At 68.6% G+C, this 14,803-nt stretch carries 16 protein-coding genes; 8 read left to right on the forward strand and 8 right to left on the reverse strand.

What is annotated here, in order from left to right:
- Window positions 1-165: 165 nt before the first annotated feature.
- Window positions 166-1,119, reverse strand: coding sequence for an alpha/beta fold hydrolase (locus ACIBL3_RS11410; protein ID WP_396353184.1), 954 nt, complete (start codon window positions 1,117-1,119; stop codon window positions 166-168).
- Window positions 1,116-2,939, reverse strand: a complete 1,824-nt coding sequence (locus ACIBL3_RS11415; RefSeq protein WP_396353185.1) for a hypothetical protein — start codon at window positions 2,937-2,939, stop codon at window positions 1,116-1,118. Before ACIBL3_RS11415 ends, ACIBL3_RS11410 begins: the two co-directional genes overlap by 4 nt.
- An 83-nt stretch (window positions 2,940-3,022) precedes the next feature.
- Between ACIBL3_RS11415 and ACIBL3_RS11420 the strand changes: the two genes are divergently transcribed.
- From ACIBL3_RS11420 to ACIBL3_RS11430, 3 genes are all read left to right on the forward strand, one after another.
- The gene (locus ACIBL3_RS11420) at window positions 3,023-3,775 is read left to right on the forward strand and encodes a MerR family transcriptional regulator (protein ID WP_396353186.1); all 753 of its coding nucleotides are present in this window, start codon (window positions 3,023-3,025) and stop codon (window positions 3,773-3,775) included.
- Between the two features lie 64 nt (window positions 3,776-3,839).
- Window positions 3,840-4,487: a CBS domain-containing protein gene (locus ACIBL3_RS11425; RefSeq protein WP_396353187.1), complete on the forward strand. Its 648-nt coding sequence runs from the start codon at window positions 3,840-3,842 to the stop codon at window positions 4,485-4,487.
- A gap of 622 nt (window positions 4,488-5,109) precedes the next feature.
- On the forward strand, window positions 5,110-5,928 hold the full coding sequence (locus ACIBL3_RS11430; protein ID WP_396353188.1) for a dihydrodipicolinate synthase family protein: 819 nt from the start codon (window positions 5,110-5,112) through the stop codon (window positions 5,926-5,928).
- On the opposite strand, the gene ACIBL3_RS11435 is transcribed toward ACIBL3_RS11430, so the two are convergent.
- Window positions 5,917-6,204, reverse strand: a complete 288-nt coding sequence (locus ACIBL3_RS11435) for a hypothetical protein (RefSeq protein WP_396353189.1) — start codon at window positions 6,202-6,204, stop codon at window positions 5,917-5,919. The two genes, ACIBL3_RS11430 and ACIBL3_RS11435, sit on opposite strands and share 12 nt — an antisense overlap.
- Before the next feature lie 95 nt (window positions 6,205-6,299).
- Between ACIBL3_RS11435 and ACIBL3_RS11440 the strand changes: the two genes are divergently transcribed.
- Window positions 6,300-7,481: a hypothetical protein gene (locus tag ACIBL3_RS11440; RefSeq protein WP_396353190.1), complete on the forward strand. Its 1,182-nt coding sequence runs from the start codon at window positions 6,300-6,302 to the stop codon at window positions 7,479-7,481.
- Here the strand turns inward: ACIBL3_RS11440 and ACIBL3_RS11445 are convergent.
- A complete protein-coding gene (locus tag ACIBL3_RS11445; protein ID WP_396353191.1) occupies window positions 7,420-8,250 on the reverse strand; it encodes a phosphotransferase enzyme family protein in 831 nt (276 codons plus the stop codon). The genes ACIBL3_RS11440 and ACIBL3_RS11445 overlap by 62 nt on opposite strands.
- A gap of 135 nt (window positions 8,251-8,385) precedes the next feature.
- On the opposite strand from ACIBL3_RS11445, the gene ACIBL3_RS11450 reads away from it, so the two are divergent.
- On the forward strand, window positions 8,386-8,835 hold the full coding sequence (locus ACIBL3_RS11450; protein ID WP_396353192.1) for a hypothetical protein: 450 nt from the start codon (window positions 8,386-8,388) through the stop codon (window positions 8,833-8,835).
- A 361-nt stretch (window positions 8,836-9,196) separates the two neighbouring features.
- Entirely contained in the window at window positions 9,197-9,412 is a 216-nt protein-coding gene (locus ACIBL3_RS11455; protein ID WP_396353193.1) for a hypothetical protein, read from the forward strand.
- On the opposite strand, the gene ACIBL3_RS11460 is transcribed toward ACIBL3_RS11455, so the two are convergent.
- Genes ACIBL3_RS11460 through ACIBL3_RS11470 form a run of 3 tightly spaced genes read right to left on the reverse strand, consistent with a single transcriptional unit; the run spans window position 9,381 to window position 12,491 of the window.
- On the reverse strand, window positions 9,381-9,659 hold the full coding sequence (locus tag ACIBL3_RS11460; RefSeq protein ID WP_396353194.1) for a hypothetical protein: 279 nt from the start codon (window positions 9,657-9,659) through the stop codon (window positions 9,381-9,383). The two genes, ACIBL3_RS11455 and ACIBL3_RS11460, sit on opposite strands and share 32 nt — an antisense overlap.
- Entirely contained in the window at window positions 9,656-10,969 is a 1,314-nt protein-coding gene (locus ACIBL3_RS11465) for a hypothetical protein (RefSeq protein ID WP_396353195.1), read from the reverse strand. Before ACIBL3_RS11465 ends, ACIBL3_RS11460 begins: the two co-directional genes overlap by 4 nt.
- Window positions 10,970-11,027: 58 nt before the next feature.
- Entirely contained in the window at window positions 11,028-12,491 is a 1,464-nt protein-coding gene (locus ACIBL3_RS11470; protein ID WP_396353196.1) for a flavin-containing monooxygenase, read from the reverse strand.
- Between the two features lie 69 nt (window positions 12,492-12,560).
- Here ACIBL3_RS11470 and ACIBL3_RS11475 point away from each other — a divergent pair, with 69 nt between their 5' ends.
- Both ACIBL3_RS11475 and ACIBL3_RS11480 read left to right on the forward strand, forming a co-directional pair.
- Complete coding sequence (locus ACIBL3_RS11475; protein WP_396353197.1) at window positions 12,561-13,229, forward strand: TetR/AcrR family transcriptional regulator; 669 nt, start codon at window positions 12,561-12,563, stop codon at window positions 13,227-13,229.
- Window positions 13,230-13,687: 458 nt separating this feature from the next.
- A complete protein-coding gene (locus tag ACIBL3_RS11480) occupies window positions 13,688-13,942 on the forward strand; it encodes a PIN domain-containing protein (RefSeq protein WP_396353364.1) in 255 nt (84 codons plus the stop codon).
- Here ACIBL3_RS11480 and ACIBL3_RS11485 read toward each other — a convergent pair.
- Window positions 13,893-14,786 (reverse strand): aminoglycoside phosphotransferase family protein, encoded by an 894-nt coding sequence (locus tag ACIBL3_RS11485; protein ID WP_396353198.1) that lies wholly within the window; start codon window positions 14,784-14,786, stop codon window positions 13,893-13,895. The genes ACIBL3_RS11480 and ACIBL3_RS11485 overlap by 50 nt on opposite strands.
- Window positions 14,787-14,803 lie beyond the last annotated feature (17 nt).

Raw genomic sequence — 14,803 nt, forward strand, 5'->3', positions numbered from 1 at the left:
CGTTGCCGAAGCCAGCGAGGGCGGCGGCCGTTCACTACTGCTTGTCGGCTCACCACTCGTTGCTCGCTCCTGAGCGGCGCAGGCCGGCACTGACAGGGCAAGGGCCAGTGTCACGATGGTCGTTCGCTTGAGCACAGCGCAGCGTAACCTGCGCCGAGGTTACTTTCAGGCCTTGACCTTGCGGGCCAGGGAGGCGAGGCGGTGGGTTACGTCGCGGGGGCGTTCCTGCATGAGCATGTGGCCGGCGCCTGGGTACATCCAGAGGCGGGCGGTGGGGAGCTCTGCGGCCATGCGGTTCGCGTGGCGGGGTGGCAGGAGGCGGTCGCGGGTGCCGTGCATGATCTCGACCGGGAGCTGGTCGAGCACCTTGAGCGCGTGACCGCGGTCGTGCTGCAGGATCGCCTCGAAGAAGCCGCCGTACGACGGTCCCGGTACGACGGCCAAGTCCGCGAGGAACAGGTCCACCTCGGCCGGGTCGACCTTCTTGCCGAACACCATCTGGCGAAGCGCCGGACGCTGCAGCCGGGCGGCCGCCGTCTCGAGGGCCCTCCTACGATGCGCTGCCGCGACCCGTGCCGCCCGGCGGGCCTTGCGTTCTACCCGGGAACCCACGAGGTTCACCGCACGAGGAGCGAACGCCGCCGCAGCCGTATCGAACCGCTTGGGGATGCCCAACGCACCAGAGCTCGCCTGGCCGGACGTCGTACTGACCAACGCCGCGGCCTTGATCCGGGAGCCGAACAGCTCGGGACGCTGGTCCGCGAGCGCCATCAACGTCATCCCGCCCATCGAGTGACCGGCGTACACGACCGGGCCATCGCCGACAACGGTGTCCAGCACGGTCATCAGGTCGTCGGCCAACTGCTCGATCCGCGTCGATCCGACCGGCGCCGCTTCCGACCGTCCGTGACCACGGTGGTCGTAGGTGACGACGCGTACGGCGTCCTCCCCCAGGATCTGTGGAAGCGTCTCGACCTGGTTGTGCCAGGACCTGGTCGAGCAGGTCCAGCCGTGGACGAGCAGGACCGTCACCGGCGCGTCCTGCGGTCCGGTCGTCTCCACGTTCAGCCTGAGCCCGTCGGTCGTGGTCACGTCCGACCGTTCCGCCTGGATCGTCACGCAGTCTCCCGTTCCCTTTCACCGGCCGTGAGGTGGGCGGCGCGCAGGCGGCCACCGCGGGCGCCGCGTCCGACCAGCCAGGCGATCCCGGCGATCTCCAGCAGGCCGACCACGCCGAGCAGGGCGTAGCCGCCGTTCCACATCCATCGTGGCACGTCCGTCCGCTCCTCGCGGCGCAACACCTGCTGTTCGTCGATGAACTCGACCGTCCGGCCGTCCGAGACCTGCACGGCCGGCTTCTCGATCGCGGCGTCCGCCGGCGCGTACACCCACATCGACACCAGGTCCCGCTGCCCCTGGTGCAGCCGGATCATCGACTTCCACTTGCCGTACATCGGCACCGCGTCCGCCGACCGGTAGGTGCCGTCAGCAACCTTCTCCATCCGGTGGGTGACGAACCCGCCACCCTGCCAGGCCATCGCCTCGAACCACCGTGCGCCCTCGGCGGCGTCGGCCGGCTCCAGCTTGACCGTGACGTACGCCGTCGGCTCGGCCCCCGTGGCCACCCGCTCCAACGACACGGTCCCGGACACGCCCGGATCAGCCGACCGCGGCACGCAGAAGAAGACAGTCCCGAGTACGACGGCCAGCCCGACGGCCCCGAGTTGATGAGTACGGCGGACCGCGACCGGGCGCACGCTCCGAATCCCCGTCGCACGCTCCTCCCCGGCCACTTCGGCGTACCGGGTGGCGAGCCAGGCTCCGACCATCCCGGCTCCGATACCGGCCAGGACGCCGTACCCGATGGCCGGCGGGAGCATCGACGACGGCCACGGGATCGGCATCCAGACGTGGCTCCAGGCGTACTCCGCGACCACGCCGACGGAACCGATCAGGCCCCCGGCGACGATCCCCAGGCGGAAGCGGTTCTTGTTGCCCAGAGCAAGCGCGACGGCCTCGACCAGGACTGCCTCGACGATCAGCAGCGGGAAGTGACCGAGGATCCCGCCGAGCGGCTGGTCCACCGCCCAGGCGATGCCACCGCGGATGACCAGGTAGACGGCCAGCGCGGCGAACGTCGTACCGGGGCCGCGTCGAGCCCGCAGCACGGTGAAGGCGAGGGCAGCGCCGAAGGCGATCAGGATCGGGTGCAGGACCAGCGGGAACTGCGGCACGCCGTAGTTGAACTCGGTGCTGAACAGGTCCCACGCGATCAGCAGCGCGCCGACCGAGACGAGCTCCTGGAACAGGCGGCGCTTGTTCGGGCCCATCAACTGCTCGACCTCGGCGATGGCCAGCAGGCGGGCGAAGATCGACAGCACGACGCCGCCGATCATCAGCAGGTGGGTCGGACCCCACAGCGTGACGTCCTCGCCGAACAGCCGGTGCCAGACGTCGTCCATCGGGAAGCCGACGAGGGCGAACGTCCCGCACACGGTGACCAGCGCGGCGCTGCAGGGGATCCGCCAGCCCTTGGTCAGCTTCAGCGTGCGGGCCGGCAGCGGCTTGCGGGCGAGGGCGATCGGCAGTACGCCGGACACGATCACGCCGAGGATCCCGAAGAAGATCGGGTAGTGCGCCGGTGTGCCGAACGGGCCGGTGTCGCGACCGCGGGCGATGTGCACCGCGATGTCCCACCACACCCCGAAGGCGCAGGCGAGCAACGAGACCGCGTGCAGGTACGGCGTCAGCGCGGCCCATCGGGGGACTCCGTCCAGTCTCCCGATGGTGTCCGCAAGCCGTCCTACCAGCGTGACGCGTCCGGTCCGTTCCCGCCACAGGAGTACGGCGAGTGCGCCGTACAGCAACGAGACGAGTCCGGTGACGATCGCGATCTGGTCGAAGGTCGCCGTACCGGTGGTCGCCAACGGGATCGCCATCAGGGGTGCTCCTTCACATTGGCTATGCACCATGCAGTATGTTACATCTCCTATGTAACGTCGGGTCTGGAAGACTGTCAAGCGTGGAGACACGAGACGAGGAGCTCACCGTCGACCAGCTCGCCGCGAAGGTGGGCATGACGGTCCGCAACGTGCGGGCGTACGCCGGACGCGGCCTGATCCCGCCGCCCCGGCTGGTCGGACGGACCGGGTACTACGGCGCCGACCACGTCGCGCGGTTGACGCTCGTCCGCGAGCTGCTCGGCAAGGGCTACACGCTGGCCGCGGTCGAGCGGATGATGAGCGAGCTACCGGACGGCGCGCTCGCGCTGGGCGTGTTCGAGACGCTGGTGAACCCGTGGACCCCGGCGGAGCCCGAGGTGCTGGACGAGTTCCAGCTCGCCGAGCGGGCCGGCGTACCGCACGACCCGGCGGTGATCGACCGGCTGGTCGAACTCGGGATCGCCGAGCGCCAGGAGGACGGCCGGCTCCGGATCCCGAACCCCGACCTGCTCCGCACCGGGCTCGAGGTGATCAAGCTCGGCGTCCCGATGCAGGCGATCTTCGACATGCTGCCGAAACTGTTCACCCAGGCCGACGCGGTCGCCAAGATCTACGTCGAGCTGTTCCGCAGCACGGTGTGGCGCGAGTTCGCCGACGCCGGGCTCCCGGCGGACGGCTGGCCGGAGATCCAGCGCACCCTGGAGAACATCATCCCGCTCGCCGGCCAGGCCCTGGTCGCCGCGTTCCGCGAGGCGATGGCCCGCGAGATCGAGGCCGTCGCCTACGAGGAGCTCGGCCTCGATCCCAAGGCCGCCCTCCCCTCTACCGGGTAGCTGAGAGTACGCTCGAAGTGCTTGAAGGGTGTGCGGTATGGGGGAGCTTCGGGTTTCGGGGGTCATGAATCGCACCGTGGTGACGGTGCGGCGGGAGACCATGTTCAAGGACGTTGTCTGTGCGTTGCTGGCCAGTGACGCTGGGGCAGTCCCGGTGGTCGACGACACCGATCGGCCGGTCGGTCTCGTCACCGAGGAAGCCCTGGTCGCCAAGCTGGAGTTCCACGGCGGCAACGATCCACGGCCACTCCTCGGCGGAGCCAAGGCACGGAACCGATGGCGGCAGTCTGCGGCCCTGACCGCCGGGGACTTGATGACGGGACCACCGACCACTGTGTACGGCGACACCCGGATCGGCCGGGCGGCGGCACGACTGGCCCACTCACAGCCTTTGCTATGCGTCGTCGATGAGGACATGCGATTGATCGGCGTACTGACCGCGCGCGACTTGCTCAGCGTCTACCAACGGTCCGACCAAAGCCTGATCGCCGAAATCCACGCTCTCCTCACCCCTGACGTCCAGCGCCCCGCCCGATCCCCCGCCCCCGTCACCGTCCAGGTCGACCACGGCGTCGTCATCCTCGACGGCTCCCTCACCTTCCGCAGCCGAGCCGAACACGCCGGCTACACCGTCGCCCACATCCCCGGCGTGGTCGCCGTCCACAACAACCTCACCTACGACCTGGACGACCTAGCCATCACCGGCTTCTAACCGGCGACCGACGCCACGAGCCAACCCCGAGCGGCACGGAAACCCCGGCGGATGCGCGCAGGCGCGCCGCCGCACACAGAAATCCGAGTCGTACCAGCCGGCGCAGGGCGGTCGGGATAACCACTCGTCTTACGGGTTCTCTACTCGTATACGAGCAGAGAACCCACCATTTGAGTGGATAGCCCCTCGAACGTCGGACGGCCGGACCAGCCACTGGCGCTCTCCTACGACCAGCCGCCGCTTGGCTCAACCGCGGACCGAGCCGTCGAACTACGGCCACCGCCTCCGCGGCAGACAGTCCTTCGAGCCGCAAACGTCACACAGGCCCACGCGTCGGCGGGGAACCAACTCACGCCGGCGCGCTCGAGCCCGTCGCAGCACAGAACAACCACCCGCCGCCGACCACCTCCGTCAGACCGCCTCCCGTGATCCCACGCTCGCGGCACCACACCTCAGCGCACAGTCCCTCGTCGAGTCGTGGATTTTGGTCGGAATCGGCGTCCGTGATCAGCCAAAACCCACAACTCGACGACCAGACCGGGATGTCGCCGGTGGCCGAAGATCAGCCGCGACCGAAGGTCCTGTCCTTTCTTCTCGCAAACGATTGCAATAGGCTCTTTGCATGATCGCCGCTGCGTTGACCACGCCCTTCGACCAAGCTGATCACGTGGATCTTGGGGGTGTGCGGGCTCTGGTCGAGCATGTGGTCGGCGGTGGGGTGCCGGCGGTGTTTGTGGCGGGGACCAACGGGGAGTTTCCGGCGCTCGACGATGGTGAGCGGCTCGACGTGATCTCGGCTGCGTTGGAGGTGGCTGGACCTGCCCGGGTGATCGCTCACGTCGGCGCCGCCACGACGAGGCAGGCTGTCCGGTTGACGGCCGAGGCGCGGCGGCGGGGCGCTGAGCGGTTGGCTGTCATCACGCCGTACTTCGTCCCCGCCGGGCCCGAGCGAGTCGTCGAGCACTTCGAGCGTTGCGCAGCGACGGCGGATGGGGCGGACGTGTATGTCTATGTGTTCACGGCGCTCGCGGGGACCGTCGTACCACCGGCGTTGCTCACCAGGATCGCGACGATCAACGGCATCGTCGGTGTGAAGGTCAGCGGTGCCGGGACAGACGTCGTACGGGCGTACACGCAAGCGACCCCGCCCGGCTTCGAGGTCTGGTCGGGCAACGACGCGGAGCTCCCCGAGGTCATGGTTGCCGGCGGCACCGGGATCGTCTCGGGCAACGCCGGCGCGCTCCCCACCCTGTTCGCCCAACTCCTCGCCGGCTACACCGACCAGCCGCTCGTCCAGTCAGCGGTGAAGACGGTCGACGGCAGCATCGCCAACCTCAAGTACCTACTGGACCTCCAGGGCCTCCCCGGCGGCCGCTGCCGGATGGCGATCGACGGACCAGACGCCGACCGCCGCGCGGCGTTGGCTCGGCTACTTGGCTGACACGTCCTGCGATCCGCGACGGTTGCGGAAGAGGGCGAAGCTTCCACCGGCGACGATCACCACGACGATCGCGACGCCGATCACGACCCAGGTCGTGCCGGTGTAGTCGTCCGGGTCCGAGTCCTGGGCGCCCGGCGGGTTCGGGTTCGGCGACTCGGTCGAGCCGAGCGTCGGACTCGGCGTCGGGTCGGCGACCGGCTGAGCCGCCGCGGCGCTCACCGGCATCACCATCAGCAGGAGCCCGAGCAGGACCGTACTCAGCACTTTGGCTCTCATACCCGCCCGGTGCCCAGCGGGCAAACCGGGGGAAGTAGAATACGGTTGTCGGCCTTCGGATCACGCGGCACTGCGTGCGTTCGGAGGCTTTTTTCATGCCTTCCTACCGCTCATTGCTCAGTCATCGCGAGTTCGCCGGTCTCTACGTCAGCTTCACGCTGTTGGTTGCCGCCAGCACGCTCTCGGGCTTTGCCCTCGCCACTCTGATCAACGCTCAGACCGGATCGCCGTTCCTGACAGCCGTCAGCATGTACGGCGCGACCTTCGCGACCGTGATCGGCGCACTCACCCTCATGTCGGTCGCGGACGGGCGCCGACCGCGGCGGACTCTCGTCGTACTGCAAGGCGTTTCGCTGCTGGGCGTCGCCGCACAGGCAGTTCCCGGGCTGCCGTTGGCCATCCGGTTCCTGCTGCTGCTCGTCGTCGGGTTCTTCCAATCACTCGGCACCGGGACGCGGCTGGGCTTGCTCGCCGAGGTGATCCCAGCCGAGTCCTATGCGCTGGCGCGTTCGCTGATGAACATCACCTCGGGCGGTATGGCGATCCTCGGGTACGCCGTCGGCGCCGTCCTCCTGCGAGTGTTGGACCCGACCGGGGTGCTGCTGGTCGCCACAGCGCTGATCGGGGTCGGGCTCGTCGTCGTGGCTGCGACGGTCCGCGAGCATTCGATCCGGCTGACGCCGCGACCCGGTCTGCGGCAGACGTGGTCGACGAACGTCGTACTGCTCTCGTCACCTGGTCGGCGGGCGGTGCTGCTGAATCTGTGGGTGCCGAACGGGCTGATCGTCGGCTGTGCCGCGCTCTTCGTCTCCTACGTCCCGGAACAGGCAGGCATCCCGCTCGCCGCCGGATCAGCGGGGATGCTTCTTGGCGACCTGACCGTCGGCCGGTTGCTCACCGGCGAGCAGCGGCGGCGCGCTGCCTTCGGACTACGGTTGCTGCTGGCAGCGCCGTACCTGCTGTTCGTCTTCGAGCCGCCGATCGCCGTGACAGCAGCGGCCGTATTCGTCGCCAGCGCCGGGTACGCCGCGACGCTGCCGCTCCAGGAACAACTGCTCGAGCTCACGCCGGACGCGGTCCGCGGTCAGGTGCAAGGCGTCGAGTCAGCCGGGCGGATGACCTGGCAGGGCATCGGGGCCGCGATCGCCGGCGGTCTCGCCCAGCTGTTGCCGACCGCGGTCACGATCACGCTGTTGGCCGCGATCTCGCTGGGGATCACTGTTCTCTCACGGCCGTTCGTCGTTCGAGCTCGAGAAGGCGGTCGACTCGTGCGCTGATGTCGGCCGCGGTGGTCAGTCCTTCGAGGTGGCGCCCATACCAGTGAACCAAGCTCGTTGCCTCACGCAACAGTTGGAGCTCTGGTACGGCGCGCTGCTCGGCGTCGGTCAACGGAAGCCGCGCGAGGTAGCCGCGCCGGAACGCATCAGCCCTGCCGAACGCCACCATGCCGATGGCAAGATCCAGCGCTCGGTACGCAGGTCCGGCGACCTCGAAGTCCAGGATGGCCATGACCCGCGAGCCGTCCATGAGCACGTTGGTCGGGAAGAAGTCCGCGTGGATGATGCTTCGCGGCAGGTCGCGCTTCGGCTGCACGGCAGCGAAGATCCGCTGCACCCGCTCCCGCCGTACGGCTCCCCCAAGACTGGCGATCAGCGCGGCCGGGTCGGGCACCCGCCGGTGCACCTTGGTGAGGTCGCCGTCCCACTCGTTCCGCGGCGGCAGCGTCTTGGCGTCAAGGCGGGCGAGAGCCTCGTCCAGCTCGGCCAGCGCAGCGCCACAAGCCTCAGCCTGTACGACGTCACCGCGCTGCGGATGCTGTCCCGGGATCCGCCGACTCAGACTGGCTGTGACCAGCTCGCCGTCGACCTCACGCCGTACGACGGTCGACCCGTCGTCAGCGGGGATCGGCACCGGCACCGCGAACGGCAGTCCGCCGAGCGCCCGCAGTACGGCGTGCTCGTAGTCCGGGACGGTTGTGTTGCGGTAGATCCGCAGCACGAACTCGCCCCCGACGAAGAAGCTCGTGTTGTTGGTCCCCTCCCCCACCGCCCGAACTTCGGCCCCCCGAACCCCCCAGGCCTTCAGCAACTCCTCACCCGGCTCCGCATGGCGCCGGGTACCGGGGTGCGGGACGGAACTGGGGGTTCCGAGATCGCGGAGGGCAGGAAAGGACCTCGTCCGATGGCGGAGCTGGACACCACCACACTGACGCCGGATCAGCTGGCCCCGATGTTGCGCTGCTGGGCGGCCGGGATGGAGAACGTCGAGGCCGGCGTCGAACTGCTGATCACCCACCGCTATTGGCTGGAGCGAGGCGACTTCCGGGCGGCCTGCATCACCGCCGACGACCACGGCTGGAGCCCTGACGGCACCATCTGCTCGATCGCGACGGTCGACTGGGACGCGGTCACCGCGACCGCGAAGGACACCGACGCACCACCGGCCGCAGGCAGTGTTCTCCGGCTCGCGTGTGCGCTCGCCGACGGCGTCAAGCATGCCGTCGCGCTCGGCAAGGAACTCCAGAACCTCGAGCCGTCCGACGTACCCCTGGTCCTCGAAGCCGTCGCGCACACCACCGGGCGCCATCACGCGGACGCCGCACTCCGAGTCACCGGTCGCTTCGAGCTGTAGCCGGGCCACTCGTCGGCAGCCAGAGCACCGCCAAAGTGCGCATTTGAGTCCTCGCGGGACCGATCCGACCTAGGACCCTCTCCGAACCCTCAGTGAGCCCCGAGCATCGGCTAAGGGATCTGTAGGTACCGATATCGGTAATTTTCCGCATGTGCCAGAACCAAAGACTTGGGATGTTCATCTAAGAAACCACAGCGTCTCTTCACAGCAAGGACCGGAACGATGAGCCGACAGATCCAGCTTCGCCGCAGACCACTGCGCACCCGCCGCACCACCAAGACGATCGACCTGCGTACTCCGTCCGGCCGGCCGCTTCCGTTCTGATTCCACCCATCCAGTCGCCCGAGAAACCCGTCCGACCATGAACCTCCGACTGCACGTCCACCGCACCTTCACCGGCGGCTGGTGCGCCGACATCGACGACGACAACGACCGCCAGCCCGACGACCCGTACTGGTGCGTCGACCAGTGGCCCACGCTGCACGCCGCGATCGCCGCCGGCTGCACCCAGCTGGCCGAGTTCGCCGTCCGCACTCCCACTCGCGTCAGCGAGCAGTACGTCCTGCAGGCCGCCTGACCCCCGTCTGCCCGTCCGTCGGCCCCTCCGTCGGCCCCTCCGTCCGCCCCTCCGCCGGTTCCTTCGTGGAGACTGGCAGATCTTTGGAGACTGGCAGATCGCCCAGATCCGCATCCCAGTCGTCATGCTCCTCGTCCGGCAACGTCGCCTCGTTGCGGCGGGCGATCCGGAGGAGGGCGACGATCAGCAGGATCGGGCCGAGCACCATCGCCGTCTCGGGGATCCCTCCCAGGTGCAGCGCGATCATGACGCCGACACCAACGCGATCCCCCCGGCCGTGAACGCGACCATCGCGGCGAGCATCGGGTACTGCGCCCGTCGCAGCTGCCGCCGCCGGAACAGTTCGGCAGCGCGATCATGCGCGGACACGACCCCCAGTACGTGTCCGAGCACGATCGCACCCATCTGGACCCCCGCAATCACCCCGGTGGACAGGAACGCGTAGTCGATCCGCGTCCCACCGATCCCCAGCAGATCCCACCCACGCCCCAACGGATCGGTCGCGAGCAGCACGCCCTCCTGCCCCTGGAACATCGCGAACGAGAAGTAGTGCGCCACCGAATACGCGATCGCGATCGGCACCAGCGAGTGCACGAACGCGCCCGGCAGTCCAGCCCGCCCGACCGCACCCGGCCGTACGCGGACCGCCCCGGTCGTCCGCGCCGCGCAGACGAAGAGCACCGAAACGATGGCCACCGAGGCGATCAACCCCAGCGTGTGTACGGCGATGTGCTGCGTCCGGCCGAGCTCGCCGGTCAACTGGGTCCACGCCGACGAGCGGGAGATGCCGTCGAAGGCTGTGGACCCGAGCAGCAGGCACAGCAGCCCGACGATGCCCGGCTCCTGCGGCATTGTGGCCAGGCCGGCGAGCGGGTTCCGCAGCACTAGTTGGCGGTCCGCGCCGCGTCCGAGCGGACTCAGTCGCGCCAGCACCTCGCCGTACACCTCGATGGTGTCGCCGATCCGGAACCAGCCCGGTCCGTAGACGATGCCAGCGGCAACATTCACTGCGGCGTAGCCGGTGACGAAGATGGCGACGACCAGTGGATCCGAGCCTTCCGGATACGCGAGTTCCAGCCAGAGGAAGCCGCCGAGCCCGGCGACCGCGGGCCAGTAGGCGATCCCGTCGGGCAGCCGCCGGTACGACGTACGCCGTACCAGGCCTGCGATCGTGCGAAGTGGGTTCGCGAGTCGCCAGATCGGGCCGCAGACGAGTGCGAGCGGGATGATGCCGACCCAGCTCCAGACGTACAGCCAGGTCGGCGCCGGGCTGAGGGCGGGCGAGCTGCTGCCGAACCAGGCCGTCCCGAGCAGCAAAGCGAAGGCGACCAATCCGGCCAGCTTGAGCAGTGCGCGAGCCTGTCGATTGTCGACAATCCGCGTCAGCACCGCGAGCGGCCGGCCGCCGGCGGCGTCGAACTTCGGCCGGGACCAGAACGCGGCGAGTGCGAAGAAGGAGACAGCCACGGCCGCGCCGGCGGAGTAGACCGCCAGCCACAGCGGCACCGGCAGGTCGCCGCGGCCACCGATCCCGTGCATCGGAACCAGCAGTTCCACCACGGCACCGCCTCCGATCAGCCGGCTATCTGACTGATCGAATGTAACACGATCGATGTCACATAGCGAGAGTCTGATACTCGCTCGCGTCGAAGTGGCGGGTCAGCTGCCGGAACCGGAAGGTGAACGACGGCCAGATCGTGGTGTTGCGGCCCTCCGAGTCCAGATACCAACTCATGCAGCCGCCGCGAGTCCAGACCGTGTTGCGCAGCGACGACCGGACGCCGTCCACGAACGCCCGCTGCACCTCCGGCCGCACGTCGACCTCGCGCAGCCCCTCGGCGTCCATCGTCTTCAGCGCGTCCAGGATGTAAGCGATCTGGGACTCGATCATGAACACCATCGAGCTGTGCCCGAGGCCGGTGTTCGGGCCGATCAGCAGGAAGAAGTTCGGGAAGCCGGCGACCGCCGTACCGAGGTGAGCCGCCATGCCGTCGGACCACGCCTCGCGCAGGGAGAGGCCGTCGCGACCGTGGACCATGTCCATCACCGGCAGGTCGGTGACCCGGAACCCGGTGCCGTAGATGATCGTGTCGACCTCGTGCTTCACGCCGTCCGCGGTGACGATCCCGGTCGGCGTCACCTCGGCGATGTGGTCAGTGACCAGCTCGACATTGGGCTGCGCGATCGCCGGGTAGTAGTCGTCGGAGATCAGGATCCGCTTGCAGCCGAGCGTGAAGTCCGGCGTCAGCTTCGCCCGCAGCAGCGGGTCGCGGATCTGGTGCCGGAGATGCTTCTCGGCGACTTTCTGCGCCTGCTTCATGATCGCCGGCAGCTTGGCGAACCCGAGCACCAGCGACTCCCGGCCCCAGTAGATGCCGGCCCGGATCGCCTTCTGGACCAGGGGAAAGCGGCGGAAGACCGCCTTCTCGGCCGCGGTGATCCTGCGGTCCGGCCGCGGCATCACCCACGGCGGGGTGCGCTGGAACAGGTGCAACTCCTCGACCTCAGGCTGGATCGCCGGCACGAACTGGATCGCCGACGCACCGGTCCCGATCACCGCCACGTTGCGACCACTGAGATCGAGATCGTGGTCCCACCGAGCCGAGTGGAAGACCGAGCCCTCGAACGACTCGATACCAGGCAACTTCGGGTACGTCGGCTCAGCGAGCGGCCCCATCCCCGACAGCAGGAGCTGCGCAGTGAACTCACCCTGACTGGTGTGGATCCGCCACTGGCCGTCCTCCCACTCCGCCGACTCGACCGCATGACCGAAGCGGATGTGCGGACGGACGCCGTACCGGTCGGTGACGTCGCGGAGGTAGTCCTCGATCTCGGGTTGCGGGGAGAACGTCGACGACCACTCCGGGTTCGGCGCGAAGGAGAACGAGTACAGGTGCGACGGGACGTCACACCGGCAGCCCGGGTAGGTGTTGTCCCGCCAGGTCCCGCCGACGTCGCCGGCTCGCTCCAGTACGACGAAATCGTCGTACCCGGCCTGCTTGAGCCGGACCGCCATCCCGATCCCGGCGAACCCGGTCCCGACCACGACGATCCGGTGGTGAGTGCTCTCCTGCGCCATCGGGGACCTCCAGCCTGCCGAGAAGAACTTACTCGGAGTAAGTTACTCGGAGTCAGTTAGACTGCGCAAGTGACCTCCACCACGCCCTCTGCCCAGACCGACGACCCCGCGGGTGGGGTGGTCAAGCGGCGGCGGGACCGGGCCGCCCGGGAACGCGAGATCCTCGAGGCGGCCGAGCGGATCTTCGGCGAACGCGGCTACCAGGGCACGTCGATGGACGACGTCGCCGCCGAGGTCGGGGTGTCCAAGCCGCTGATCTACCAGTACTACGGCTCCAAGGACGGCCTGTTCCTCGCCTGTCTCGCTCGACTGCGGACCCAGTTGCTGGACACTGTGTCCGACGCGGTGATGGCGGCGCCGGACGCCGAGGACGCCCTGTACGCCGGCTTCGTCGCCTGGTTCGAGTTCCTCGACGACCATCCGCAAGCGTGGTCGGTCCTGATCGACGAAGGCATGCTCGGCGTCAACCCAGCCGCCGGCCCCGCCGCCGCAGCCACCGACGAGGTCCGCGCCGCCTTCATCGACCTGATCGCCGCCATGGTCCGGATGAACCTCCCACCCGGCCGCACCCCCGACGAGGACGAGATCCAGATCGTCGCCCAAAGCATCTCCGGCGCCACCGAACGCCTGGCCATCTGGCGCAGCCGCACCCCCACCCCACCCACCCCCCAAAAAGTAGCCAGAACCCTCCAAGACCTCCTCTGGCAAGGCCTAAACACCCTCCGCACCCCGACGTAAAACTCAAGCAAACCGGACACCGCTCCGCGGCGACTGTTCCTTGACCGCCTTCGGCGGCGCGCGAACCGGGATCACGGCCCAACGCACTGGCGCAAACTGCCGTGGAGACCGGGAGCCGCGGCAAGCCTGCCGAAGCCATGACCGGCGACACACGCGGCTGATGCCAGCAGAACGACCAGCACCCGGATGTCATGCGCGAGGCACGTCATCCAGCGCAGCAACTCCCGTCGTCAAGCTCTATCGAGTCGCGGCGACTGCCCTCTTGGAGCTGCTTTCTGGCCCAGCGCCGGACCACTGTCGCCCTATGTCACCGCTGGCGGGTTGTAACTCGCCAGCGGTGAGATAGCCCGGCAGCGGGCGCGATCCGGGCTCAGGACCAAGCGCGAGCGACGCCCTGGCGGGACCGTGCACCCGGGCGAGCGGGCTACTCGGGGCGGAATCACCAGGATCTGAAGACGATCGCCGAACGGCGGCGGTCGTTGTACGTGACCTTGCCGATCACCGAATCAGTCGCCGACCGGGCTCGCGAGGTGCAGTTGCGCATGGCACTTCGAGGCAAACACCGTGCCGCCGGCGTGGTCGACGTACTGACCGCCGCCGTCGCCGAACAGCACGGCGCAGTGATCCTGCACTACGACACCGACTTCGAGCACATCGCGGCCGTCACCGGCCAGCCTCACCTCTGGGTCGTCCCCCGCGGCTCCCTGGACTGACCGCCAACCGCTTGCCTAGCTCGCTGACAGCCGCCTCGGCTCGGGCCAGCATCTGGAGGGCGAATTCTGGCGAGCGTTGGGCGGCTTCGCCGAGGAACATGGCGTTGTTGACCGCGATCGACCAGGCGGCGCCGATGGCGAACTGGAGGTCGTCGACCGGGATGGCTTGGCGGTAGGCGTTCAGGCCGGTGGGGCCGGCTGCCAGAGTGACGTCGAGGAGGGCGGGTCCGATGCGGGCGCTACCCCAGTCGATCAGCACGGGCGGGTCGCCGGAGATGACGTTCGAGCCGTAGACGTCGCCGTGGAGAAGCGTCGGCGGCAGGATCTCCAGACCGGCGCGCAGGCGGTCATCGTCGGCGAACCGATCGAGCAACTGCAGCGCGCGATCGTGAACGGGATGGCCACCGGCTGCAGCTGCACGATGGATGCCCGCCGCAGCGAAGCCGGTGAACGTCGAGCGGAGGAAGTCGTCGTCGACCCGCGGAAGATCCGGTGAGAGCCCGATGGCCCCGAGATGGCGCTGATGCAATCGGGCGAGGGCATCGTAGACGGCGGCTGGCGGCTCGGCGTCCCAGTCGAGGGGCGAGCCGGGATAGTACGGCGTGACGACCCAAGGGCCGGCCTCATCGTTGCCGAAGTCAAGCAACCGAGGGAAGACCGACCCGCCAACTGTCGCCGCCGCGGGCAGTGCCGTCTCAGCCACGTCCAGCAGCCGCATCGCCGCCAACTCCCCCGGCGTCGCACGCTTGGCGACCACGTCGATCGTGGTGTCGGAGGCGATCAGCGCGACCTGTTCGACCGCAGGCGAGACCTGCCCGCCACGCAACGCCGTACGTCGCTCCACACCAGAGAGCCTGGTGC

This window comes from Kribbella sp. NPDC050124, assembly GCF_044460355.1.
Classification (GTDB): domain Bacteria; phylum Actinomycetota; class Actinomycetes; order Propionibacteriales; family Kribbellaceae; genus Kribbella.